A 24,004-nucleotide genomic window follows, 5' to 3' on the forward strand; every position below is an offset into this window, starting at 1 on the left:
GTCTTTACCATCCGCGCGGCATCATCATCACGCCGCCGGCGCAAAGAGCCGCAGCCATTTTTTGGCAGGCAGCTTCCAGCACGACTCGATGACACCGGCCTGCTGCAGCAGGTCGGCCCGCTCGGGACGCGTCGGGTCGCGTTGGGCCAGCACCACAGTGTTGCCTTCGCGCGTCGGCCGAAACGCCCAGACCGCCTCGGGCCCGAACGCTTCCGCAATTTTTGTCAGCGACTGCACGTAACTTGAATCACGGCCAAAAAGATTCACCGTCATCACGCCGTCTTCCGCCAGAAGCCCGCGGCAGTCTTCATAAAAATCCGCGCTGTCCAGCACCGGCGCCGCCGCTTCATGGTCATACAGGTCGACATGCAGGAAGTCCACCATTCCCTGGTGCACAGGGTTTTTGATTTCCAGCGCCGCATCGGCTTCAATGACATGCAGCCTCAGGTCGTCCCGCGGCAGCTTGAACCAGAGCCGGCAGGCCGTGATCACCTGCGGATTGATTTCAATCGCCGTGGTTTTCATGCGCAGCTTTTTATAGCAAAACTTGGTCAGCGCGGCAGAACCCAGGCCCAGCTGCATCGCGTGCTTTTTAGACACAGCCGCCGCGTCGGTGAACAGCAGCCCCGCCATCATGCGCTGCACGTACTCCAGTTCGATGTCATACGGTGCATCGCGCAGCATGGAGCCCTGCACCCATTCGGTGCCCAGATGCAAAAAGCGCACCTCACCGTAGTCGGAGAAATTGACTTCGGGTAGTTCGGCCGTCGTTTTCACTGCTTCTTTTTTTGACATCAAACCAGTCCATGCTTTTCAAATACTTCACGCCAGGCAGCGAGTTTGCGCTCAAAACTCCAGGAAGCATTCGCCGGGCTGGTGGAAGGCAGCTTGTAGAACTGGACCCCCACGCTCGGCACTGACGTGTCCTCGCTGCCCCCCGAGGGGGTGCTCGCGCCTTGGGGCTGCCCGGCGGCGCTCAGGGCAGCCTTCACAACCAATGAATGCTTGAAGCTTTCACCACCGTTATGCGCAATGGCTTCCAGCCTGGGACACAGGCCCTTGAGACCCGCCAGGTCGTTCACCACCGCATTGCGGATATTGCTGTCCAGGCTGCCCTCGCGTTCACAGGCAGCGTACACGTCCCACAGGCCAAGCCCTTTTGACAAAAGCCATTCGCTACGAATTTGATAGCTGCTCGCGCCCGTTCCCATTGGACCATCGGGCCAAATGGCTTGCAAAATCTTCCAGAAATGGTTTTGCGGGTGGCCGTAATACTGCTGCGCAGCCAGTGAGGCGGCGCCCGGAAAGCTCCCCAGTACCAGCAGCCGAGTGCCGGGAGAAACCAGCGGCGCCAGACCTGCCAGCACAGGTTTAGCGGTGTCCTCGGTGCCCTTTTTCACGCCAGAAGGGCTCTCAGTTTCGGCAGCGCCCGCAATGCGTTGGCGGTCGTTGCGGCCGCCAGCGACTCCAGCGGAATTCCCCGCAAATCCGCCACCTGCTTCGCAATGCGCGGCAACTCGCCCGGCTCATTGCGGCCCTGGGCCTGGCCCGCTTCGCGCTCCGCCGCGGTTTTGTAGATCCAGTGGGGCGGAATGTCAGGCGAATCCGTTTCCATCACCAGCGCCTCCAGGGGCAGTTCTGCCGCCAGGCGCCTGAGTTGCAAGGCAGGCTCAAACGTGACGGCGCCGCCAAAGCCCAGCTTCAGGCCCAGCTTGATGAATTCCGCCGCCTGTTGCTCGCTGCCGTTGAACGCATGGCCGATGCCGTGCCACCCGCTCTCGGGCGCCAGGTCGCGCAGGTGCTTGAGCAACTTGTCAGCCGATCGCCGCACGTGCAGGATGACCGGCAGGCCGTGCTTGCGCGCCAGCTTGAGTTGCTCGCGGTAGAAGTGCTCCTGGCGTTCACGCATCGGGCTTTGCGTCAGGGCAGGCACAAAATAATCAAGGCCGATTTCACCCACCGCGACCAATCGCGGATCAGACCGCCTCAACGCAAGCTCGTTATCCAGCGCCTGCAGGTCGGCGTCTTGCGCCTGGGGCACACACAGCGGATGGATGCCCAGCGCATAGCTGTCGGAAAAACGGTGTGCCAGCACACGGACTGCCTCGAAATTGAACACGCCCACCGCCGGCAGCACGCAGTGTGCAACGCCTGCAGCGGCTGCCCGCGCACGAACTTCAGCGACATCGACGGACAGTTCACCGGCGTCAAGATGGCAGTGTGTGTCTACCCAGAAAGTCATTCAGTCAATGCGGCAGGGCACCCGGGATATGAAAAGAAAAGGTACAAAAAAAGGAACGGCCTGGCGCAGGCCTTGCTTGCGGAAGATGTTGACACAGAAATGAAATCGGGACACGCTATGCTTTTTTTGAGGAAATGCACGCGCAATTCGTTACCGTTTTTTTTGCCCCCCGATCTCTTTTCGTCAACCTCTGTCAACCACCGTCGACTGATAACCCAAGGAAAAGCCAACATGAAATTATCCCGTCTGATGAGCCACATTCTCGGAGCCGGCCTCGTTGTTTCAAGTATGGCCAGCCCCGCCTGGGCACAAGACCAGAAGTTGCGGCTGATTACCTGGGCCGACTATGTGCCGGCCGATGTCGTGGCGCAGTTCAAAAAGGAGACCGGGATCGACGTTGAGCTCACGCTGTCCAATAACGAAGAAATGATTTCCAAGCTGCGCGCCACCGGCGGCGCCGGCTTTGACCTGGCCCAGCCCTCGCAGGACCGCATCACCGGCCCGCAGCAGGAGTTCGGCATTTACAAGCCCATGGACCTCAGCAAGATCAAATCCGATCTGTTCATCCCGTCCATGCTGGAAGCCACCAAGAAAAACACCACGCTGGACGGCAAGGTTTATGGCCTGCCGCACATCTGGGGCACCGACGGCCTCGTCGTCAATACCAAGCTGGCCAAGATGACCGACTACCCCGACCTGTGCAAGGCAGATGTCAAGGGCAAAACCGCCGTGCGCCTGAAGCGCCCCACGCTGCTGGCCTTCGCCTTTGCTTCCGGCAAAGACCCGTTTGCGCTCTACAAGGACCCGAAAGCCTACGGCGCGCTGATGGACGAAGTCGGCAAGACCATGATTGCCTGTAAGAGCAACATCAAGTTCTACTGGGACAACAAGGACCAGTTGCTCAACGGCATGCGCGCCGGTGAAGTGGTGGGCGCCATGATGTGGGACACCGGCGGCTGGAAGCTCAATGCCGAAAAACCTGAAATCCAGTTCATCGCACCGAAGTCGGGCGCACTCGGCTGGATCGACACCTTCGCCATCCCGGCCAAAGGCCGCAACGATGCCGCCGCCTACGCCTGGATCAACTTCAACATGCGCCCCGAGATCGCCGCAAAAGTGGCAGGCTCTGCCGGCAACTTCACCGCCTCCAAGGGAGCCGACCAGCTGGCCGACCCCAAGCTGAAAGCCCAGTTCGCCACCAGCTTCCCTGAAGCCGCGTTGAAAAACGTGAAGTGGTATCCCGCAGTGCCTGCCGGCATCGAGGACATCGAAGGCCGCGTATTAGACCGCGTGAAAGCAGCCCAATAACCGGCAACCGGCCTATCACCGGTGCACGCAGACCTTCAAGCCGAACACGTCGGTAAAACCTACGCCGGCCAGCCCGCGGTCAAGGACTTGTCCTTTACCGTGGAGCGCGGCAGCTTCTTTTCCATCCTCGGCCCGTCGGGCTGCGGAAAGACGACGCTGCTGCGCATGATCGCCGGCTTTCTGTCGCCCGATGCGGGCCAGATCCACATCGGCGGCAAACCCATGAACGGCGTGCCGCCCAACCAGCGGCCCGTCAACATGGTGTTCCAGCACCTGGCGCTGTTCCCCATGATGTCGGTCGGCGAAAACGTCGGCTACGGCCTGGCGCGGCGCGGCTTGTCGCGCGCCGACATTGCCAGCAAGGTCGGCGCCATGCTTGAACGCGTGAGCCTGCCCGGCATGCAGGACAAGCGCGTCGATCAACTGTCAGGCGGGCAGCGGCAGCGCGTGGCGATTGCGCGCAGCCTGGTGCTCGAACCCACACTGCTGCTGCTCGACGAACCGCTGGGCGCGCTGGATTTAAAGCTGCGCGAGCACATGAAAGTCGAGCTCAAGCAGCTGCAGGCGGCCTTCGGCACCACCTTTGTTTACATCACGCACGACCAGTCCGAGGCATTGGTGCTGTCCGACCATGTCGCAGTCATGAATGCCGGCAGTTTTGAGCAGGTGGGTACACCGCAAGAGCTGTACTACCAGCCGCAAACGCCTTTCGTCGCGGGCTTTGTGGGCGCCAACAACAAGCTGCAGGGCAGTGCCGCCGCCGGCACGGAAGCCGGCAACGTGGTGGCGCTGACGACCGGCCAGGGCCTTGCCATGCGGGCCCGCGCTGTCGGCAAAATCCTGACCGACCAGTCCGTGCAGGCGTTTGTACGGCCCGAGGCGATCAGTCTGGCCCGCGACGCCGCGGAGCTGCCCGCTGACCACACAGCCTACGCGGGCCAGGTTGAGAGCCTGCTCTTCGACGGCGCCAATTCGGCCGTATTGCTGCGCGAAACCACCAGCCGTACGGAATTTCGTATCGCGCTACCGCAGACCGGGCGCTTTGCCGACTTGCGTGTCGGTGAAACGGTGGCCTTCAGCTTCGACCCCGCGCAAGCCACCTGTTTTGGGACAACCGGCGCCTAGCGCCTGCAGATCATGCAAGCCGCAGCCGCCATGCCCGCAGCAAATGCCGGACCCGCATCGGCGCAGGCCAAACTTATCCTGCTGTTGTTGCTGGCGCCGGCGCTGATCTGGCTGGTGGGCCTGATCGTTCTGCCGCACATCGACCTGGCCATCCTGTCGCTGCGCGAACGCATCGCACCGCGGCAATACGCGCCCAGCATCGCGCAGTACCGCACCTTTATCGACGAACCGCTATATTGGCACACCTTTGTGCGCACCGCCGTCATGTCCATCCTGGCCACGCTGATCACCTTGCTGCTGGCGTTTCCCATCGCCTGGACGATTGCCAAGCTGGTGCGCGGCCGCGCCAAGTCGCTGCTGCTGGTGATGTGCCTGATCCCCTTCTGGGTCAGCGAAACCGTGCGCACCCTGGGCTGGATGATTCTGCTGCGCGAATCGGGCGTGCTGCCCGCCGTGCTGGTGCAGCTGGGCCTCACTGATGCACCTGTAGAGCTGCTCTACCGCGACGCCACCATTCTGGTTGGCCTGGTGTACACGTCCATGCTGTTCATGGTGGTGCCGCTGATCAGTGCGCTTGAAAGTCTGGATGACACGCTGATAGAAGCCGCCTATGACCTGGGCGGCAACGGCCCTTCCATCCTGCGGCAAATCGTCATTCCGCATGCCGCGCCCGGCATCCTCGCCGGTTGCATCGTGGTCTTCATGCTGACCTTGGGCAACTACCTCACACCCACGCTGTTGGGAGGCAAGAACTCGCTCTGGTTTACCGAGCAGATCTACACCCAGTTCATCACGCGCTTTAATTGGGAGCAAGGCGCGGCGTTTGGATTTTTGCTGCTGGGTTTGTCCACTGCCATCGTCTGGCTAGGGCTCAAGTTGACCGGCCAAAAATTCGGCGAAGTCATGAGAAAAACATGACACACCCCCGTTGGATCTCACTGCGTGTAGCTCCCTCCCCCCTTGCCGGGGGCGACCGCTGCGGCCCGGCAAAGCCGGTTCCGCGCCGTCACTGGCGAAGACTTGGGGAGAGTGTTAGATGATCGCCTCCCTGCCCCGGCCCGCTTGGCTGCGCACAGGCACGGTGGTGTATGGGCTGGCCTTCTTCGCCTTCCTGTTCCTGCCGCTGGTGGTGGTCGCAGTGTTTGCCTTCAACGACGCGCCCTACCCGGCGCCCCCCTGGCACGGCTTCACGCTCGACTGGTTTTTTGGCAGCAAGGCCGGGCGCACAGGCCTTTTTGCCGATCGCCCCATGCTCGCCAGCCTCTGGACCAGTGTGGTGGTGGCCGGCTGGGTCACGCTGCTGGCGGTGCTGGTGGGCACGACCAACGCCTTTTTGATTGAACGCAGCCGCTTTCCGGGCAAACAGGTGCTGTCGATGCTGATGCTGGCGCCGCTGGTCATTCCCGGCGTCATCCTGGGTATTTCCATCCTGGCGTTTGCCAGCCGCCTGGCCCAGTTTGCCGACGACTGGTGGGGGCTGGAGCTGGATTTCCTGCGGCCGGGGCTGCCGCTGGTGGTGCTGGGCCAGTTTTCCTACATCGTGTCCATCGCCACGCTCATCATTTCGGCCCGCCTGAAACGTTTTGACATCACCCTCGAAGAGGCGGCATACAACCTGGGCGCCTCCCGCGCCGCGGTCTTCGCCACCATCACCCTGCCTTACCTGAAACCCGCGCTCATCGGCGCTGCAGCGATCTCGTTTTTGATGTCCTTCGAGAACTTCAACACCACGCTGATGCTGGTCGGCTCGGACGCACCGCTGACCGTCATGATGTACGGACGCATGCGCGAGGGCGCCACGCCGGTGCTCAATGCCGTCAGCCTGTTCCTGATGCTGGCCTCGGCGGCCCTGGCGCTGACCCTGCTGCGCAAGCCCGCCGACAGCCCCGGCGCCTGAAGCAGTCCAGGCCGCCCCAAAATCGGGCTCGAATCGAGCCCAGACTGCGCAGTAATAGGCGCTTTACAAAGCCCCCTACGCCTATACCCAAATCACGTGCACGGATGCACAAATCGTGATACGGTGCAACTGTAAATACGGGGCCTGAAGCAGGTTTTCACGCCCGGTGGTATCAGCCCGGTTTTGACATTGACCTCACAGGTGAACGGATGCGCAGGCCAGCCCTTTACAGCAGTTCAAACCGTCCGGCGCAGGGCGCGGGTGATGCCCAGGTGCAGCCGCCCGAGCAGGCTGCCGGCCCAGACGGCGCCATTCCAGCCCCCGCACCTTCCCGTTTCCCCCGCGCCTCCCGCCTGGCCAAACGGCTTGCCCAAAACCAGCTTTACCTGCTCTGGTCGGTCGTCGGCCTGCTGGCCCTGCTGCTGGCCATCAGTTTTGCCTCCCCGCTGCGGCCCGCGGCCCGCAAGCTGACGCAGGAAGACATCAACGCGGCCGTCCTCAAAACGCTGGAGACCACAGTCCTGCCCTCCCCCGGCACCCGGGCTTACGACACCATCATCCCCTCTGTCGTGCGCATCGTGGGGCTGGGTAAAGACAAGGACGGCAAGGAAGACGGCGAGCGCAGCGTGGGCACCGGCGTGGTCATCGTCGACAAGGGCATCATCCTGACCAACCTGCACGTGGTGCAGGGCGCCACCACCATCAAGGTCACGTTCGCGGACGGCCTCGAATCCACCGCCAGCATCACCGGCGTACAGCCCGAGAACGACCTGGCCGTGCTGCAGGCCCACAAGATTCCCGACGACATGATTGCCGCCACCATGCGCTCCACCGCCGACCTGGCGCCGGGCGACCGTGTCATGGCCGTGGGTTATCCCTTCGGCATCGGACCCTCGGCCTCAGAGGGCATCATCTCGGGGCTCAAGCGCAACTTCCGCTCGCCCGAAGGCAAGCAGATGATGAGCAACCTGATCCAGTTCGACGCCGCCGCCAACCCCGGCAACTCGGGCGGCCCGCTGGTCACCATGGACGGCGAAGTGGTCGGCATCGTGACCGCCATCTTCAACCCCAACCAGCAGCGCACGTTTGTCGGCATCGGTTTTGCGGTGCCGATTGAAAACGCAGCCTCGGCCGCCGGCATGCCCCCCTTCTGAAGACTTTAAGGACATCGACGCATGGAACAGCACACGCCCGAACATTCCGCCGCCGGCCATGACGCCACCGCGCAGCTGATGGAGCAGATCCTCTATGAAGTCAAACGTGTGGTGGTGGGGCAAGACCGCTTCCTCGAGCGCGTCATGGTCGCCATCCTGGCGCAGGGGCATTTGCTGGTGGAAGGCGTTCCCGGCCTGGCCAAGACGCTGACCATCAAGACGCTGGCCAACACCGTGCAGGGCAATTTCAAGCGCATCCAGTTCACACCCGACCTGGTGCCGGCCGATCTGGTGGGCACGCGCATCTACAACCAGAAAACCGGCGAGTTCACCACCTCGCTCGGGCCGGTGTTTACCAACCTGCTGCTGGCCGACGAAATCAACCGCGCGCCCGCCAAGGTGCAAAGCGCGCTGCTGGAAGTGATGCAGGAACGCCAGGTCACGATTGCCGGCATCACCCACAAAGTGCCCGAGCCCTTCCTCGTCATGGCCACGCAAAACCCGATTGAAACCGAAGGCACTTATCCGCTGCCCGAAGCGCAGGTCGACCGCTTCATGATGAAGGTACTGGTGGACTACCCGACCGACGAAGAAGAATTCGTCATCGTCCAACGCGTGACCGGCCCAGCCGTTGCCGTCAGCGCCGTGGCCACCACCGAACAGCTGGCCGCGCTGCAGGCCGAATGCCGCCGCATTTACGTTGACCCGTCCCTTGTGCAGTACGCCGTGCGGCTGGTGTCGGCCACACGCAACCCGACCAGGCACGGCCTGAAAGACTTGCAGCGCTTCATCACCTTCGGCGCCAGCCCGCGCGCCACCATCAACCTGACCGAAGGCGCCCGCGCGCTGGCCATGCTGCGCGGACGCAGCTACGCCCTGCCCGAAGACATGACAGACCTCGTACCCGACGTGCTGCGCCACAGGCTGGTGCTGTCCTACGAAGCGCTGTCTGAAGGTCTGTCGGCCGACGGCCTAGTCGCGAAGATCATGGCCAAAATCCCGCCCCCAGCAAAACCCTTAGAGCATGAAAAACTCGCAGCCTAGTCCAACCCCCACTCCCGTCGCCAGCGCAGAACAACTGCTGCGCCGGCTGGAGTGGACCGTGCTGCGTCGGCTTGACGGCCTGCTGCAGGGTGACTACCGCACCTTGCTGCGCGGCACCGGCATGGACCTGGCCGACCTGCGTGAGTACCAGCACCACGACGACGTGCGCCACATCGACTGGAACGTCACCGCCCGGCTGGAGCAACCCCATGTGCGCGTGTTTACCGAAGACCGCGAAATGAGCGCCTGGTTCCTGCTGGACCTGAGCCCTTCGATGGACTTTGGCTCCAGCGAGCTGCGAAAGCGCAATGTGTCCGCTGAATTTGTCGCCGTGCTGGCCCGCATGCTGACACGCCACGGCAACCGCGTGGGCGCCATGCTCTATGGCTCCGGTGTTGATGCCGTGATCCCCGCACGCGGCGGCCGCCACCACGTGCTGCATTTGCTGCACACCTTGCAGGCCCGTCCCGAAACCACACTTCTCGGCCCCACACGCCTGCATGAGTTGCTCGAGTCCGCGGCCAGCTTCATACGCCGGCGCTCCACCGTGTTTGTGGTGTCCGACTTCATCAGCGAACCCGGCTGGGAAAAGCCGCTGGGCCAACTCGCCCGCCGGCATGAAGTGGTCGCCGTGCGCCTGCTCGACCCGCTGGAGCTGGACCTGCCCGACCTGGGCCTCATTCCCATCCGCGACGTCGAAACCGGCGAGCAACTGCTGGTCGACACCCACGACGCGGGTTTCCGCAAACGCTTTGCACGCATCGCGGCCCAGCGCGAAGCCGAGCTGCGCCAGTCGCTGGCGCGTGCCGGCGTGGACGCGCTGGAGCTTTCCACCGACGACAACCTGGTTGACGCCATCCTGCGGTTTACCGAGCTCCGCAAACGGCGCAGCCGTACATCAGGCGCCAACGCAGCAGGCGGCAAGCTGCCGGCTCACCTGAAACACGCCGCCTGAAGAAGCCGCCAAGGAACATCCATGAACTTCAGCTGGTTGACCTCATTCATGTCAAAACTTCCCCTGCCGACTTTCCTCTGGCCGGAGTTTTTATGGCTGCTGCTGGCCATTCCCCTGCTGGTGGCCGTGTATGTGTGGCTGCTGCGCCGCAAGAAAAAAATCGCGCTGCGCTACGCCAGCCTTTCCATCGTGCGCGAAGCCATGGGCCGCGGCCAGAGCTTTCGCCGGCATGTTCCGCCCCTGCTGTTTTTGCTGTCCATCGCCGCCATGCTGGTGGCGGCATCGCGCCCCTTTGCCGTGATCAGCCTGCCTTCACAACGTGAAACCATCATCCTCGCCATGGACGTCTCAGGCAGCATGCGCGCCACCGACGTCCAGCCCAACCGCCTGGTGGCCGCACAAAACGCCGCCAAGGCTTTTCTGGCCGATTTGCCGCGCAATGTACGCGTCGGCATCGTCGCGTTTGCCGGCACCGCCGCCGTCGTGCAGCAACCCACCCTCAGCCGCGAAGACCTCACGGCAGCCATCGACAAATTCCAGCTGCAGCGCGGCACCGCCATCGGCAACGGCATCGTCGTGTCGCTGGCCGAGCTGTTCCCCGACGCAGGCATCGACATCGCCTCCATGCAGTACGGAAGGGAAAAGCCCCGCGGCACATCGCTTGACCAGGCCCAGAACCCCGACAAGAACGCCAAAAAAGAATTCACCCCCGTCGCCCCCGGCTCCTACACCTCGGCCGCCATCATCCTGCTGACCGACGGCCAGCGCACCACGGGTGTGGATTCGATCGACGCCGCCAAGCTCGCAGCAGACCGCGGTGTCCGCATCTACACCGTCGGTGTGGGCACGGTCGACGGCGAAACGATTGGTTTTGAAGGCTGGTCCATGCGCGTCAAGCTCGACGAGGAGACCTTAAAAGGAATAGCCCGCGCAACACAGGCTGAATACTTCTACGCAGGTACGGCGGCCGATTTGAAGAGGGTCTACGAAACCCTCAGCTCGCGCATCGCGATTGAGAAAAAGGAAACCGAGATCTCCGGGCTGCTGGCACTGCTTGCCGCCGCGCTGGCACTGGTGTCGGCGAGCTTGTCGCTGCTGTGGTTTAACCGGATTCTTTGAAGACTCCGGGCGTTCCCTCAGAGGGGAAACAGGGAAGCGGCGCCACTTGAATCTGACGCACAAGAGAGTCGCCGCATCCTAGGCTTAACTTATCTTTTCGGTTTGGTGACCTCATGCCCGATCACACCGCCGACTGCGGCGCCGCCTACGGTCCCCAAGGCACTGCCGCCGGTAAGAGCCGCGCCGGCCACACCGCCTACACCGGCGCCGATGGCGGTGTTTTTCTCTTGAGTCGTCATGCCGCTACAGCCCGCCAAACCTGCAAATATCATCGCGCAAAGTGCAGTTTGTTTGATTCCAATCATTTCAGTCTCCTTGAGAACGTTAATGAAAGTGAAGAGCAAATGCCGCTTGATCACGCCGCCAGAGCCTCTTCACGTGAGTGAATCGCACACGGTTACCGGCTGCACGCCGGGGTGGCTTTTCATTGCTGGTGTCTTCATGCTAGGAGGCTGCGGGTTCCGCGGTGTAGGACGAACTCCCGATATCGGTACGTACTACGCCCGGTACCTCCGGAGGAAATTTCGCATGCAAATCCCGCCCGGACCATTTCTCAAACCTGAACAGGAGCGCACACGCAGCGGGACGCAAACGCGCGTCATCCCATCAAGCGTCTCAGCCCCGCCGTGCCGCCTCTATCGCGGCGACGTCAATCTTTTTCATGGTCATCATCGCGTCAAACACGCGCTTGGCCACCTTGGGGTCGGGGTCGGCTATACCGTCAGTGAGCGCGCGCGGAGTGATCTGCCAAGACAGGCCCCACTTGTCCTTGCACCAGCCGCATTCGCTTTCCTGCCCTCCATTGCTGACGATCGCGTTCCATAAGCGGTCGGTTTCGGCCTGATCATCGGTGGCAATCTGAAAAGAGAATGACTCGTTATGCTTGAAAAGCGGGCCACCGTTCAGCCCGATGCAGGGAATGCCGGCGACGGTGAACTCGACCGTGAGCACGTCCCCCTGCTTGCCGTCGGGGTAGTCACCCGGCGCATAAAAAAGTTTGCCCACAGTGCTGTCGGGAAAGGTTTTGGCATAGAAGTTTGCGGCCTCAACGGCGCCACCGTCGTACCACAGGCAGATCGTGTTCTTGCTGGTCTTTTTGCTGGCCATGTCGTGTCTCCTGAAAGGTTGGGCACCCGGCGCCCGCCAGAGTGCAAAGGACTCCCATCGTATTCAATTTCGGGAGCTGGGCCAAAGGTTCCGGCGCCTGTTCCCGACCGTTCCTAGCCTTTTGACCTGGAAGGATCAGCAGAGCCTGGATAGGTCCGCTCTTCTTCGAACGTTCCGTCGGCGCGATGGATTTTGACCGAAGCGGTTTTGCCCACCATGAACTCTCGCGTTGCCTCCAGAATCTCCGCCTTCGTGGGCTTGCTGATGGCCGCGCGGTCGGCGCCTTGCCGGGTCAGATCCCAGTGGCCGTTGTGCGTCTTGATGTGATAGTTGTCCATACGGTCTCCAAAAAAAGCCATCGTATTGGCGGGGTTCGAAACTCCGCTGTAGGACGACGCCTATGGATTGCCGGCATCAAGTCGACTTTCAACGGGCTGGTGCTGAAAAAAATCCGGGGCCGTGGCCAGCGTGGAGATGGGCCCGTCGTGAGGCCCGTTGCGGTTTGCCGGTATGGGCATCGCAACGTTCTTGAACTGTTCGTACGCCGCCTCTTGCGGATCACGATGGCCCTGCCCATGCTGAGCCTCCATCGCCCAGATTGCCGCCTCAAGCACATCGACCGTGCCTCCGGCCAGGCTCGTGATCGTTTCCGTGAAACTTCTGCGCCATTCCTTGCGCTCTTTGGTTGACATGTTGATTCCCCTTCGAAACAGATGAGTGGCATATGCCACGGGCTCGACGGGGGCTGCCACACAGCCGACAAGCGGTTAAGGCTATTGCACCCTGACTTCACCGGCTACTCTGTAAGGGTATCGAACTGGCAGCTGTAAGACGCGAGCCGGTTACTGCGGGGCGCGAAGGCGTTGGAAGCATTCGTTGACCACGGCTTTCGGGCGGGTTACGGGTCGCGATGGTCAAACACAACGGAATCGGCTGTTTACGTGCACTCGTTCATATATTGAGGAGGCGGTGGCCACACTGTCTCCCTAGAATCATTGCGGGGTTTGGCCCTCTTTCCATCGAGCTGAACGAAACCGAAAATGAACGAGAAGTCTTTTGATAACAACTACCTGGCCGGATTTTCAGCGGCCAGGCTATACCGCAGGAGCACCCATGGGCGACGATCAAGACTCAGTCTCTTTGTTTGTGACCGTGCTTGGCGTGCCCGAATCAGTTGCCGTGTTGCTCCTTCGTGCCGGAATGACCACGCTCGAGGAAGTCGCGTATGTCCCGCTGGGAGAACTCCTGGCGACTGGTGGCGTGAGTGCGCAGGTACTAAACCAGGCGAGGGAGAAAGCACGTGCGTACCTGGCTCCTTGAGTGCGGCGGCCACCGCTCAATTTCGACTGACCTCGCTGCGGCCGGGATACCACGGTCTAACAGGTCAGTCGACACGGACGTCCTATCAGCCGATCATCTCCAACCTCAAGCCGCGCCAATGAAGGTAACTGTCCAAAACGGTGCCACACACGGCCTCTCTCGCCGCGACGTTGAATCGATCATCCCGTTATTCCCACGTGCATGGTTGGTTGCGGTTCAGCAAATCGTCCTGTACCAGGGCAAGGGGAAAGATGTCAGCGCCCGTTACTATCCCGAAAAGCGGCTGCTCGGCTTGTTCTGGCCGATCGATGCCACCAGTGTTTCCAAGGCCGCAGGCCTGGAAGAGCTTCTTGTGGCGTTGTCGGTGGTCGCAGATAGAAGGGAATTGCCCGCGCGCCTTTCCAAATCCATACGTAAGCGGCACGCAGGTGACGTTGCTACCATTCACGCGCGCTGCCTGGAGGCAATGGCGCGAAATACTGCTTAACATGTCAATCGAGACGGACCCGCAACAGCAGAACGCGCCTTCGCCACGAGGTGTTATGGTCCGGTCATCTTCACGCCAGACACAACAACAGAGAATTTCTTCATGCGCTACACAGTCATCTTGTCAACATTGCTTCTTTGTTCCGCCTGTAGCGAAACATCGTCGCAACCCGCCGCAGTCATTACGTCCACAGTGCCCGCCACCACACCCACACCCGCCGCTGCCACTGCACTCGTATTACCCGACGCCAAAGAGGCTACGCAAGCATTCCTTCTGATGATGGAGATGCAAGAATACAAAACTGCCGAACTCAAGCTCGGCACCTGCATCCCGGCTGTTGATGCCAAGTACCCAGGCCAGATTGCTTGCACGGTGGCATTGAAGATCGGAGCTGGAAGTTCTGAAACCCAGGCAGACTTTTACCGTCGCGGGAATAAATGGGTGGCCCAGCCGAGCAGCTCGCAAGATAAGTTGCCGTTTCCGGATCCCAAGCTTTGAAAGTTGTGCGAGCTTGGCGTGTCTCCGGCCGCCGCTCATGCCAAATGTTAGGCGTCTCACATCACAATCGAGGTAATTCATGAGTGCGAGAAACACAATCGTTGCCCTTCTTCTTGGCGCTGTTGCTGCCAGTGCAGCCTTCGCACAAGTTGCCGTTACGCCGGCGCCGAATCACTCAATCCTTCTGCAAAGCGCAGATCCCCAACTTTCGCAGAACAAGCGCCTTGTCTATGACTTCTGGCGCGAGGTCTTCGAGGCTGGCCAGCTCGAGTTGGCAGAGAAGTACCTGGCTGAAAACTACATCCAGCACAACCCGAATGTTCCTACTGGTCGCGCAGCGTTTGTCGAATTCTTCGGGAAGTTCAAGAAACCGAAGCCGATAGAAGCCAAGGTCGCAGCTCCACTCGTAGCCATTACGGCTGAAGGAAACCTGGTCATCCTTAGTTTTGTGCGCGAGCAGACGGATCCCAAAGATCCGTCGAAGAAGTACACAACGACGTGGTTTGACATGTTCCGCATTGAGGCCGGAAAGATTGCTGAGCATTGGGATCCGGCTGTAAAGCCGTAGGCCTTGTCGCAGCAACCTAACCGACCCATCAAACGGATGCCAGGCCAGCTACGCCGTCTTGGTCGCTGTTCGGATGTGAGCATCCAACCCAAACATCGGATCTCGGCTCAATGAATTCGAGACTCATCGCGGCATTGCTCGGAGTTTTTCTCCTCTGCGTTGCCTTGCTAAGCTACGCCAGGCCAACTCTCTGCGCAACCGGTTGCGGCAATCTGCTGGAGCCGCTATTTCAAGCAGCCTACTATTTTCTTGGCCCTTGGGGTATACGCGGACTCCTGCTTGCACTCGCCGGTTTGATGTTCTGGGTCGCGATTCGAGGCAGAGAGTAGCGGTCGTGTATTACGGGCCGCCATCGCAGGCACAAACCGCCTATTGCACGTGGCATTCCCGCCGCAGCAACGCCAGCGCGTCGTGGAGCGCATGAACGGCATCGCTTTGTAGCGTGGCCTGCGCATCTTCCACAAAGTCATCCCACAAGCTGGCGTAGGCGTCCTGGTGCTGCACCGGCGCGTGGTCCACGATGTACTGGTGGGCCAGCGCGGGATCGAAACCGGATTTGCGGATCTTGCGCAGCAGGGTTGCGGCGCTTTTCTCGGTCAGCAGGGTCTTGGGCGCGGACCCGGCGGCCACGCACAGGAACAGGGTCAACAGCGAACCATCGTCCGCATTGCCGCCGGTTACCTTGCTCCACACGGCGGATGCCTGGCGGTCATGGTGATCGACCTCGTTCAGGCCGTCTTCCACCCAGAAGTAGCGGCCCATGAAGGCCGGGCTGCGGTCAAACAGCTGGCGCGTTGGCAAGGCCGGATCAAGTATTTTTGGCGCGTCGGCCATCACGGACTGCCGCACCGCCTCCACCACATCCCGCAGGTGGGCAGGCAGCTTTTTCGGAGCGGCGAGCGGCAGCGCAGCCGCAACCACAGGCGGAACGGCCCCGTGCTTTTTGCGCAAGGCAGCAATCATCTTCTCGAAGGCGACCCAGTCGGGCATCTCGGTGCGACCCGTCGCCAGCACCAGCAAGGCGGTGCGAATCACCGCTTCGGCGTCCTTGCCCGCTTCTTCGAGTTCGGCGGCGTCCATGCCCAGCTCGCCAGCTAACCAGACGGCAGCATCCACCACCTGCGCCACCTGTCTGCGCCGGGCAAGTTCGGCCTGGTAGTCGGCCAGGTTGCGCAGCGACCATTTGGCCAGCAGCGGAATGTGCTCGTCGGTGAAGCCGCCGCGTTCATTCATGCCGAAGTGGCTGTTTTGCGGCATGGCGATCAGGGCCTTGAGCATGTCCGAGCCGCCCTTGGAGCGCGACAGCAGTGAGAAATCGCGCAGCGATTCGGCTGCCTGATGCAGGTCGCCCTGACAGGAGTTTTCAAGGTACAGGCTGACCAGGTTCACCATGCGGTCGCGGGCTTTTTCAAGGTCCGGGCGCAAGAACTCATTGCCGAAATAACGCGCGATCTGCACCATGCCCTTGGGGCCTTCGACCCGCATGGCTTCGATCTTTTCGGCATTGATGATGCCGTGCTGCACGCCGTACTGCAGCGCCTTCTCAAAAAAAGCGCGCGTATCGTAGAGCGAAATGGCGGAAGGCGAGGACATGGGCGTTTGCAAGCTCAGATCGCCGATTCCTCGTCGGACTCGCGCGCCGTCGGTGTGGCCTTGCCGCGATCGGTGTCGCCGGTCTCAACCTTGCCGTCGTTCTGTGCATCGTCCTCGTTCTCGTCTTCCTCATCGCCTTCGGAAGTTATCGCCTTGTGCGCACTGCCCTTGGCGCGCAGCACCATCAGCATTTCAATGAACAGGTCAGGCAGTTCGTAACGCAGAAGCCAGGCGAGCTGCATCCAGTCCTGGTCGGCGATCTCATCCAGCTGGATGCGCGGCCTTTCGTAGGCCGAGGCCAGCAGCGCGGACTGGGACAACATCTTGCCGTACTCGTCGGCCAGCTCAAAGCCGCCGCTGCGCGCAAATGCCTCGACACGGCTCCACTGGTCCGAAAAATAATCGGCGAGGGCTTCGCTGCCACCGTCCAGGTCGCCGATCGCGGTGAGAAATTCCAGCGGGTCAGCATCCTCCCGGAAGATCACCGCATTGACCATGCCGCGCAGGTGCGTGCGGGTCAAGTCCTTGTAGAGCTTTTCAATCACCACGGCGCGGGCAAACTGCGCGGGCGTGACCAGCAGGCTGACCACCGACTCCCGGGAGTTGTCGTACTCGCGAATGACAGCCAGGACGTCCTTGGGCGGCAACTGTTCCAGCACCACCATCAGCGCTGCATCACCTTCGGCGTCGGCCAGCCCGACCAGCGCAGCCTCGGCGCCGACGATGTCGCCGGCTGCAATCAGGCTTTGGGTTTTTTCGATCAGGGCGAGATGATTCGTCATCAGTGTTTTACCTTCCAGTTCATGCTTGCTTGCATCAGTCTTTGGCGTCAAAGCCCTGCTGGACCAGCCAGTCGGAACCTGCCTCGTGGCGTGCCCGGGCATCGGCGCTTTGCTCACGATCGTCATCGCCCTCAAACATCACCACAACGCCATCACCGTTCTCATCACTGTCTTCGTCGTCGCCGTCACCATCTGCTTCGGCGCTCGCAATGGATGCGGCCACCGGCAGCCCGGCCATGTATTCCAGCCCCGCCGTCAGCGTCAGGAATTTCTCCCCGCCGGGCGCCTGCAGGACGATGTGCGCCAGGTCCTGGGCCCAGGGCGCCAGCACAAAGCCATCCGCCAGGCTACCCCAGGCCGGAAAGCAATCGGCATCAACATCGTGGCTGAGCAGGTGTTCCATCACGGTTTTTCCCGTGAAATCAAAACCCTGGTGAAACACCACCGCCACCATCTCTGGGCTGGTGTCCATCATCTGCACCAGAAAGGCCATCTCCTGGCGTTTGCCGGCCAGACGCCGGTGCAACACGTCGCGCCCCTCGGAGTCGAATCGCAGGTCATCCATCTCGGACTGGTAGGCCGAACGCAGGTCGAGGAAATAAGGGGAGACGCTCATGCCGCCGGGTTTTTCATGGGGTGTTCTTCTTTCGGTCAGCAAGGGTCACAGTAGCGGGTTGAGATAGTCGGCCCAGATGGCACGCGCCGTGTCTATCGGGCTGTCGAGCAGGTTGCGGCGGCGGTTGTCGTCATAGACCTGGCGCTTGTCCGCATCCGACAGCACCTCATAGGCCTGCTGCATCGCCCTGAAACGCTCAGGCGCCTCGGGGCTGGCATTTTTGTCGGGATGCCAGAAGGATGCTTTCTGGCGAAAGGCTTTTTTGACATCGGCCAGCGTTGCTGCGCTGTCCAGCCCGAGGGCGGTGTAGTGATCAATCATGCGAAAGTGGCTGTGTCCTGGACCGCAGGCAGGGAGCTGCACGGCATGTTGAATGGCTCACGTACTGAGGAGATTCGCCTGCGCGCGTGGCGGAGGGATCACGGATTATGCCCGTCTGGAGCCGTGCAGGCTGGCGGCCGGTAAATGGCCTTGTGCGGTACTTTCCGCCCTCAGTTCGGCCGCAGGTACAGCTGCGCTCGTCAATATTGAGGAGGCGGTAACCACACTGCCCGCCTAGAATCGGTTTGCGGTGTTTGGTATTCTTTTTATCGACCTGAACGAAACTCACAATGGACAATAAGTCTTTTAATAACAAGCACTTGGCTGATTTTTTGACGGCCAGGTTATGCCGCAGGCGCGATGTTATACCGCAGATCTTGCGGTATACATTACGTTAGACCGCTAGGAAACATCGTGGCCTGCCTAGGTGTCCTCGCGGGGTTTTTTGTCGTGGGATGGGCTCTTATTGGCGCGATCTACTGGCTCGTACGTGACGACGGCGATCTGTGCGAAGACCTTCAGTGGACTAGCATTTGGTCTGCGATGACAAGCAACTACTACCGTGCCCTAGGATTTCTCCACTTCGGGCACCTAAGATATGGACACGCGGCGGTGAGCGTCCTGTGCCTAGTGCTAGTTGTCTGGGAAGCTGTGTTCCTTTGGTGGATTCTTAGGCATACCCCTTGTGAAACCTAGCTACCATCTGGCAATGTTTGGAGTTGAAGCAGCGCCCGCGCGGTCTAACAGGTCGTTCGACACGGACGCCCAGGTGCTTCCGTGCGCTTCCCGGTCGCCGGTCAACTCCAACGTTAAACGGCCACATTTCCTGATGCGAATCATCATTGACAGCTTGGACCCTAACGACGAAAAGCGGATCGGCTTTACGCCTATGCCGAGTTACGCCGTTTCTTTCAGCGGTTCGTTGATCTCCGGCACCGCGCGTTTTGTTCCAGCGTCAGAAGCCCCGATGCTTTGTGTCGGCGAAGTTTTTGACGTTGAAGTCAGCCAAGAGAGGATTTCCGAGTTTGAAGTCCTTCAGAATAGAGCCACCTTGGAGCCGTTGGCCATGAGGCCTGAGGCAAACGGGTTCATAGTTCATGGGGTTGTGTCGTCCATTCAACCAGTTAACGAACCTCCGGGTCAGCAGTGCATCGTTGTTGTTGCCGGTGAAGCGCAATTCTTTCTCAGTAGGACAGAGATTGGCGATATCGACCTTTCGGTCGGAAACGCTGTGCGGTTCATCGCGCATGATGTGTCCCTCTGGGACGAAGCCATATGACGACGCTGGCGACTAACCCGTTTAACAGGTCGGCCCACGCGGACACACAGCCGCAGGTTGCCGCTGCGCGGCAGTTGCTGCGCGCCGGTCACCTCCAACGTTAGACCGCCACAGTTTGCAATGCAAAACACTATAAAGATCGCTATTGCCTCGGCTATCTTGTTGCTTCTCGGTTCCGGGTTCTTGTTCCTGGGGGGTGGCGCACTCATGCGGGGGTTTTTTTACATTAGCAAGTACCGAATTACGATCATTCACCAGGACCAATCGCCGTTATTCTTCTACGCTTACGTAGCTCACATGCTGTTTTTTGGTGGGCTTCTCCTGGCTGCCGGATTTGCTGTCTGGTTCAGCCGCGGCGAAACTAGAAGAGAGGCTATTTCTTTTGTGGACTCAGCTATCTTGAGTCACCCGAGTCCGCGCTGGTCGCTGATGGCTTTAATGATTGCCGTAGCCGCTGTTTTGATCGGCATAGCACTATTTGTTTTATGAGTTTCTACTTCGATCCGTTTCTCGGCTGCCTGTCTAACATCGCAGCCAAGTGGACGCGTAGCGGCTCCGCTTACGTCCAGCGTTAGCCGAAAAATGAAGCAGTTGACCATATTTCTTGTGGGCGTTCTCATATCTGGTTGCAGTTACTCATTCAGCGCAGATGAGAAAGAGGCTAGAAAGCAGTTGCTGGAGCTTGCACCGCTTGGCTCTGACGCAAGGGACGCACTTCCGAAGCTTCAGGCCATGGGTTTTAAGTGCTTTTGGTCAAAGCAGGCCAGTTTTGCGGGAATCGAAGGTAAGAACGACTATCTGTACTGTGATAACCGCCAGATGGTCGGCCCACTCATACATAGACGTTGGCAGCTTGCTCTGGTTCATAGTGCCTACGTTGTCTCCGACGCGAGGTTCGGGATTGCACTTACAGGGCCATGAGTCAGCGCCTAACATTGCATCCAACCCGGACGCACAAGTGCGCCGGTTAATTTAAACGTTAGGCCTCCCAGAATGCGTCATTGGCTTTTCTTGTTCGTTCTTGCGTGGGCAGGGTTGGCCGGCGCTGCTGGCGAGCCTCAGCCAGTGGTACAGCACGGCCTCGCAAAGATCGGCCAAGAAATAGCCACCGAGCATTGCGGCGCGAAAGCGAAGGTGAGTCGGCAAGCGGTGAAAAATCGCTTTGACGAACCAGTTCTTGATCAACGCGAAACTATCCGATGCAAGAACTTGGTTGTGGTCGTTTACCGGGCTTCGATCCAGAGTCCGCCTCTTGAAATTCTCGAGTGGCTTACTGTCCGTGGGGCGCACACCAAGTTGCCAAAGCCCATTACTCCTGGGGCCACTCGCTCTGAGGTATTGGCCTTTGCAGGAAAACCAATGCAATCCGATCGAACTTCTCTCGTCTATCTCCTCAACGATGAAGGTCCCGATCAGCACACTGCAACGTTCAGGTTTTCCGGGTCGAAACTGGTGTCGATTACCTGGTGGTGGAGCGAGCAGTGAGGCCTAACCTTTCAATCGAAAGGACGCCAGCCGGCGCGCCGGCTGTCTCCTCTCATTTCCGACGTTGGGCATCGTGATGCAAGCACTCCTGGTCTTGGCTGCCCTTTTGTTTGCCATTGGAACTGCGATCTACTTTGGCATCCGTTATGTGTCGGGCAAGTGTGGTGTTGCCAAGGCATCGGAGTTTCTCCTTTGGGCTTCGTGCGCGACGTCACTCTGTTTCATACCATGGGCAGACCTGATAGATGCCGTTGCGCTAGTTGTTTATGTCTGTGCCGCTGCAAGCATCAGATTGCTTGTGTTGAAAAGACCATTGCGTGAGCCAGAAATGGTTTTTCATATGGCAATGCTTTATCTATCGCTATCTCGCCTCGACAAGGTTACCGGCTACGGGCATCCGAACGGATACTTAGTGCTGGCCCAATACCTTTTTTTAATCACGATCGTATCCAGTTGCATTTACCAAATCTTCAAATCGGATAAGGCCTTCGCTATAGGAGGATTGCTTCTTCTCGTATTCCCGGTTTCTCATTTTCCACTTGAGCTCACACGAAACCTTGTCGCCAGAACGATGGCTCCAGATGTGGCAAACCTTTACGTTACGAAGTTATATGCGGGTGAGATATATGGCCTTCGATTCGATAAAAGCTATTGGGTTGACCGCTATTCTTCGAGCGAAGGAAAATTTCAGAAAAAGGACTCCGCGCTATTGAATGATGGCGGCGGAACAATGGACGCACAAATACCTATCATTGCATCCTGGGAGTTAGATATCGTCAAAATGCTTTTTGATGAACAGCGTGCTGGAAAATAAGCACCCATTACTTCACCGATGCCCGACCCATCATTTCACCGGACCGGCGCAAAAAGCCGCGCAGGCCAGTGAATTCAAACGTTACCTCACGTTGAGACCGATATAGAACACGCCCCTCGACAAGCACGTCACTTATCGACGCAGCAAATCAGCCCCACTCCGACAACCGCCCCGACACCAACCTGAACCGCCGCCCGCAACGCGAGGCCAGCGTTTCATCGTGCGTGACCAGCACAAAGGCAGTGCCGAAGTCGCGGGCGAGTTGCAGCATCAACTCAAACACGCCGTCGGCGGTTGATCGATCCAGATTACCAGTCGGCTCATCGGCCAGCACGCAAGCAGGCTGCGTGACCAGCGCACGCGCAATCGCCACACGCTGGCGCTCACCGCCTGAGAGCTCTGCGGGGCGGTGATGAATGCGGTCTTTGAGGCCCACGGCCGCTAGCATCGCTGTCGCGACGCGTGCGCATTCCGCGGGAGATTCGCGTCGAATCCACAGCGGCATCGCAACGTTATCGAGCGCGCTGAATTCGGGCAGCAAGTGGTGGAACTGGTAGACAAAACCCAGATGCTTGTTGCGCAGGTCGCCTTGCTGCTGGGGCGAGAGGGCCGAGAGCGTCTGGCCCTTCAATTCGACCTGGCCGCTGGTGGGAGCGTCGAGGCCGCCCATCAGGTGCAGCAGTGTGCTTTTGCCGGAGCCTGAGGCGCCGACGATGGCTAACGTTTCGCCGGCGTGCACTTGCAGATCAACGCCGTGCAGCACCGTTAAATCGATCAAGCCTTCGTGGAAGCGTTTGGTGAGGCCGCTGGCTTTCAGCACGATCTCCTCATTCAAGCCGGGGCCGCGGGACTGGCTTTGCCAGACCGCAGGCGCAGCGGCCCCCTCGGGGGGCAGCGTAGTACGCGAAGCGACAAGCGTGGGGGTCATTTTTTCACTCATAACGCAGTGCCTCCGCGGGGTTCACGCGGCTGGCGCGCCAGCTGGGGTAGATGGTGGCCAGGAAAGACAGCACCAGGGAGATGACGACGATCGGCATGATGTCGGCGTATTGCGGTTCACTCGGCATGCGGCTGATGAGGTAGATGTCTTTGGGCAAAAAGCTGGCGTTGAGCGCGCGCTCAATCGCCGGCACGATGACGTCGATGTTGAAGGCGATGCCCAGGCCCAGCAGCAGGCCCGATAGCGTGCCGATGACACCGACGAGCGCACCCTGCACCATAAAGATTTTCATGATGCTTTTGGGGCTGGAGCCCAGCGTGCGCAAGATGGCGATGTCGGCGCGCTTGTCGGTCACCGTCATCACCAGCGTACTGACAAGGTTGAAGGCCGCGACCGCCACGATGAGCGTGAGGATGATGAACATCATGCGTTTTTCGAGCTGTACGGCGGCAAACCAGGTTTTGTTCTGGCGCGTCCAGTCGCGAATCAGCAAGTCGCCGCTCAGGCTTCGTGACAGCTCAAACGCCACTTCGCGCGCCTGGTGCAGGTCTTTCAGCTTGATGCGGATGCCGGTCGGCCCTTCGAGGCGGAAGATCCGCGCGGCGTCGTCCTGGTGCATCATGACCAGCGCCGAGTCGTATTCAAAATGGCCGGAGTCAAAGGTGCCGACCACTGTCATTTGCTTCAGGCGCGGCACCACGCCTGCCGGGGTGACCTGGCCGCTGGGCGCGATCAGCGTGACGCTGTCGCCCTCACGCACGCCCATGGCGCGGGCCAGCTCGCCGCCCAGCACCACGCCGAATGCGCCGGGCACCAGCTTGGCCAGCGTGGGGCCGGACGTTACGGCGAGGTCGGTGACCTGGCCTTCGAGCGCCGGATCAATGCCGCGCACGACGGTGCCCTTCATGTCTTCACCGCGCGCCAGCAGGGCTTGCGCCGCGATGAAGGTGGCGGCGCCGATCACTTGCGGGTTGGCCTTGATTTCAGCAAGTGTTTTTTGCGGGTTTGGCAGGGCAGCGCCGTTGGGGGCGAACACCTCGATGTGGGAGATCACGCCCAGCATGCGGTCGCGCACTTCCTTCTGGAAGCCGTTCATCACGCTGAGCACGATGATGAGCGCGGCCACACCAAGCGCAATGCCCAGCATGGACACGCCTGAAATAAAAGAGATAAAGCCGTTGCGCCGGGTGGCGCGGCCGGCGCGGGTGTAGCGCCAGCCCACTATCAGCTCATAAGGAATTTGCATACTCAACCTGGTAGTCGTTGCGGGCCACTGGTGGCCAACTCGAACGGATTCTTATAGGGTGCGATTTGAGCGCCCAAATTTGAACGCCAATTGTGGCATCCCGG

General features: G+C 60.2%; 29 protein-coding genes. 16 read left to right on the forward strand and 13 right to left on the reverse strand.

All coding sequences use genetic code 11. The annotated features are described in order from the left end of the window. Window positions 1-27: 27 nt before the first annotated feature. The 3 genes from AC1DU8_RS16295 to AC1DU8_RS16305 are packed head-to-tail and all read right to left on the reverse strand — an operon-like array spanning window position 28 to window position 2,242. Window positions 28-795 carry a class I SAM-dependent methyltransferase gene (locus tag AC1DU8_RS16295; protein WP_477726978.1) on the reverse strand — a complete coding sequence of 256 codons (768 nt, stop codon included), beginning with the start codon at window positions 793-795 and terminating at the stop codon, window positions 28-30. Further along, window positions 795-1,400 (reverse strand): DNA-deoxyinosine glycosylase, encoded by a 606-nt coding sequence (locus tag AC1DU8_RS16300; protein WP_457279529.1) that lies wholly within the window; start codon window positions 1,398-1,400, stop codon window positions 795-797. Before AC1DU8_RS16300 ends, AC1DU8_RS16295 begins: the two co-directional genes overlap by 1 nt. Further along, window positions 1,397-2,242, reverse strand: coding sequence for a TatD family hydrolase (locus tag AC1DU8_RS16305; RefSeq protein ID WP_457279530.1), 846 nt, complete (start codon window positions 2,240-2,242; stop codon window positions 1,397-1,399). The genes AC1DU8_RS16300 and AC1DU8_RS16305 overlap by 4 nt, the downstream gene beginning before the upstream one ends. A 231-nt stretch (window positions 2,243-2,473) precedes the next feature. On the opposite strand from AC1DU8_RS16305, the gene AC1DU8_RS16310 reads away from it, so the two are divergent. The 8 genes from AC1DU8_RS16310 (at window position 2,474) to AC1DU8_RS16345 (ending at window position 10,844) form a co-directional block, all read left to right on the forward strand. Beyond that, window positions 2,474-3,550 (forward strand): extracellular solute-binding protein, encoded by a 1,077-nt coding sequence (locus AC1DU8_RS16310; protein ID WP_477666159.1) that lies wholly within the window; start codon window positions 2,474-2,476, stop codon window positions 3,548-3,550. 21 nt (window positions 3,551-3,571) lie between these two features. Next, complete coding sequence (locus AC1DU8_RS16315) at window positions 3,572-4,675, forward strand: ABC transporter ATP-binding protein (RefSeq protein ID WP_457279532.1); 1,104 nt, start codon at window positions 3,572-3,574, stop codon at window positions 4,673-4,675. 30 nt (window positions 4,676-4,705) lie between these two features. Then, on the forward strand, window positions 4,706-5,593 hold the full coding sequence (locus AC1DU8_RS16320; protein WP_457306408.1) for an ABC transporter permease: 888 nt from the start codon (window positions 4,706-4,708) through the stop codon (window positions 5,591-5,593). A 118-nt stretch (window positions 5,594-5,711) separates the two neighbouring features. Beyond that, the gene (locus AC1DU8_RS16325; RefSeq protein WP_477726979.1) at window positions 5,712-6,572 is read left to right on the forward strand and encodes an ABC transporter permease; all 861 of its coding nucleotides are present in this window, start codon (window positions 5,712-5,714) and stop codon (window positions 6,570-6,572) included. 209 nt (window positions 6,573-6,781) lie between these two features. After that, a complete protein-coding gene (locus tag AC1DU8_RS16330; protein WP_477726980.1) occupies window positions 6,782-7,726 on the forward strand; it encodes a S1C family serine protease in 945 nt (314 codons plus the stop codon). A 21-nt stretch (window positions 7,727-7,747) separates the two neighbouring features. Then, window positions 7,748-8,770 (forward strand): AAA family ATPase, encoded by a 1,023-nt coding sequence (locus AC1DU8_RS16335; RefSeq protein ID WP_457279536.1) that lies wholly within the window; start codon window positions 7,748-7,750, stop codon window positions 8,768-8,770. Then, complete coding sequence (locus AC1DU8_RS16340; RefSeq protein WP_457279537.1) at window positions 8,751-9,725, forward strand: DUF58 domain-containing protein; 975 nt, start codon at window positions 8,751-8,753, stop codon at window positions 9,723-9,725. The genes AC1DU8_RS16335 and AC1DU8_RS16340 overlap by 20 nt, the downstream gene beginning before the upstream one ends. A 48-nt stretch (window positions 9,726-9,773) precedes the next feature. Next, entirely contained in the window at window positions 9,774-10,844 is a 1,071-nt protein-coding gene (locus AC1DU8_RS16345) for a VWA domain-containing protein (protein ID WP_457279538.1), read from the forward strand. A gap of 89 nt (window positions 10,845-10,933) precedes the next feature. Here the strand turns inward: AC1DU8_RS16345 and AC1DU8_RS16350 are convergent, their stop codons facing one another. The 4 genes from AC1DU8_RS16350 to AC1DU8_RS16365 all read right to left on the reverse strand — a co-directional run bounded on the left by AC1DU8_RS16350 (window position 10,934) and on the right by AC1DU8_RS16365 (window position 12,643). Further along, entirely contained in the window at window positions 10,934-11,149 is a 216-nt protein-coding gene (locus AC1DU8_RS16350) for a glycine zipper 2TM domain-containing protein (protein ID WP_457279803.1), read from the reverse strand. Between the two features lie 310 nt (window positions 11,150-11,459). Then, window positions 11,460-11,951 carry a VOC family protein gene (locus AC1DU8_RS16355; RefSeq protein ID WP_477666150.1) on the reverse strand — a complete coding sequence of 164 codons (492 nt, stop codon included), beginning with the start codon at window positions 11,949-11,951 and terminating at the stop codon, window positions 11,460-11,462. A gap of 113 nt (window positions 11,952-12,064) precedes the next feature. Next, the gene (locus tag AC1DU8_RS16360) at window positions 12,065-12,289 is read right to left on the reverse strand and encodes a DUF2188 domain-containing protein (RefSeq protein ID WP_477648033.1); all 225 of its coding nucleotides are present in this window, start codon (window positions 12,287-12,289) and stop codon (window positions 12,065-12,067) included. A 60-nt stretch (window positions 12,290-12,349) separates the two neighbouring features. Further along, window positions 12,350-12,643: a hypothetical protein gene (locus AC1DU8_RS16365; protein ID WP_477726981.1), complete on the reverse strand. Its 294-nt coding sequence runs from the start codon at window positions 12,641-12,643 to the stop codon at window positions 12,350-12,352. 421 nt (window positions 12,644-13,064) lie between these two features. Between AC1DU8_RS16365 and AC1DU8_RS16370 the strand changes: the two genes are divergently transcribed. The 4 genes from AC1DU8_RS16370 (at window position 13,065) to AC1DU8_RS16385 (ending at window position 14,824) form a co-directional block, all read left to right on the forward strand. Beyond that, entirely contained in the window at window positions 13,065-13,271 is a 207-nt protein-coding gene (locus tag AC1DU8_RS16370) for a hypothetical protein (protein WP_477726982.1), read from the forward strand. A gap of 118 nt (window positions 13,272-13,389) precedes the next feature. Then, window positions 13,390-13,758, forward strand: a complete 369-nt coding sequence (locus AC1DU8_RS16375) for a hypothetical protein (RefSeq protein WP_477726983.1) — start codon at window positions 13,390-13,392, stop codon at window positions 13,756-13,758. A gap of 102 nt (window positions 13,759-13,860) precedes the next feature. After that, window positions 13,861-14,256: a hypothetical protein gene (locus tag AC1DU8_RS16380; RefSeq protein WP_477726984.1), complete on the forward strand. Its 396-nt coding sequence runs from the start codon at window positions 13,861-13,863 to the stop codon at window positions 14,254-14,256. A gap of 79 nt (window positions 14,257-14,335) precedes the next feature. Then, window positions 14,336-14,824: a nuclear transport factor 2 family protein gene (locus AC1DU8_RS16385; protein WP_477726985.1), complete on the forward strand. Its 489-nt coding sequence runs from the start codon at window positions 14,336-14,338 to the stop codon at window positions 14,822-14,824. A gap of 369 nt (window positions 14,825-15,193) precedes the next feature. Here AC1DU8_RS16385 and AC1DU8_RS16390 read toward each other — a convergent pair whose 3' ends face one another. The 4 genes from AC1DU8_RS16390 to AC1DU8_RS16405 are packed head-to-tail and all read right to left on the reverse strand — an operon-like array spanning window position 15,194 to window position 18,136. Further along, complete coding sequence (locus AC1DU8_RS16390) at window positions 15,194-16,417, reverse strand: hypothetical protein (protein ID WP_477726986.1); 1,224 nt, start codon at window positions 16,415-16,417, stop codon at window positions 15,194-15,196. 14 nt (window positions 16,418-16,431) lie between these two features. After that, a complete protein-coding gene (locus AC1DU8_RS16395) occupies window positions 16,432-17,199 on the reverse strand; it encodes a hypothetical protein (RefSeq protein ID WP_477726987.1) in 768 nt (255 codons plus the stop codon). 34 nt (window positions 17,200-17,233) lie between these two features. Then, window positions 17,234-17,815 (reverse strand): hypothetical protein, encoded by a 582-nt coding sequence (locus AC1DU8_RS16400; RefSeq protein WP_477726988.1) that lies wholly within the window; start codon window positions 17,813-17,815, stop codon window positions 17,234-17,236. A gap of 45 nt (window positions 17,816-17,860) precedes the next feature. Then, window positions 17,861-18,136, reverse strand: a complete 276-nt coding sequence (locus tag AC1DU8_RS16405) for a DnaJ domain-containing protein (RefSeq protein WP_477666144.1) — start codon at window positions 18,134-18,136, stop codon at window positions 17,861-17,863. Between the two features lie 829 nt (window positions 18,137-18,965). On the opposite strand from AC1DU8_RS16405, the gene AC1DU8_RS16410 reads away from it, so the two are divergent. From AC1DU8_RS16410 to AC1DU8_RS16425, 4 genes are all read left to right on the forward strand, one after another. Then, on the forward strand, window positions 18,966-19,415 hold the full coding sequence (locus tag AC1DU8_RS16410) for a hypothetical protein (RefSeq protein ID WP_477726989.1): 450 nt from the start codon (window positions 18,966-18,968) through the stop codon (window positions 19,413-19,415). 120 nt (window positions 19,416-19,535) lie between these two features. Continuing rightward, window positions 19,536-19,904, forward strand: coding sequence for a hypothetical protein (locus tag AC1DU8_RS16415; RefSeq protein WP_477666140.1), 369 nt, complete (start codon window positions 19,536-19,538; stop codon window positions 19,902-19,904). A gap of 504 nt (window positions 19,905-20,408) precedes the next feature. Further along, entirely contained in the window at window positions 20,409-20,900 is a 492-nt protein-coding gene (locus AC1DU8_RS16420) for a hypothetical protein (RefSeq protein WP_477726990.1), read from the forward strand. A 76-nt stretch (window positions 20,901-20,976) separates the two neighbouring features. Further along, on the forward strand, window positions 20,977-21,714 hold the full coding sequence (locus AC1DU8_RS16425) for a hypothetical protein (protein WP_477666138.1): 738 nt from the start codon (window positions 20,977-20,979) through the stop codon (window positions 21,712-21,714). 148 nt (window positions 21,715-21,862) lie between these two features. On the opposite strand, the gene lolD is transcribed toward AC1DU8_RS16425, so the two are convergent. Beyond that, entirely contained in the window at window positions 21,863-22,537 is a 675-nt protein-coding gene (lolD, locus tag AC1DU8_RS16430; protein WP_477727062.1) for a lipoprotein-releasing ABC transporter ATP-binding protein LolD, read from the reverse strand. A 109-nt stretch (window positions 22,538-22,646) separates the two neighbouring features. Next, entirely contained in the window at window positions 22,647-23,900 is a 1,254-nt protein-coding gene (locus AC1DU8_RS16435; protein ID WP_477726991.1) for a lipoprotein-releasing ABC transporter permease subunit, read from the reverse strand. Window positions 23,901-24,004 lie beyond the last annotated feature (104 nt).

The organism is Polaromonas sp. P3_A5, assembly GCF_056403055.1.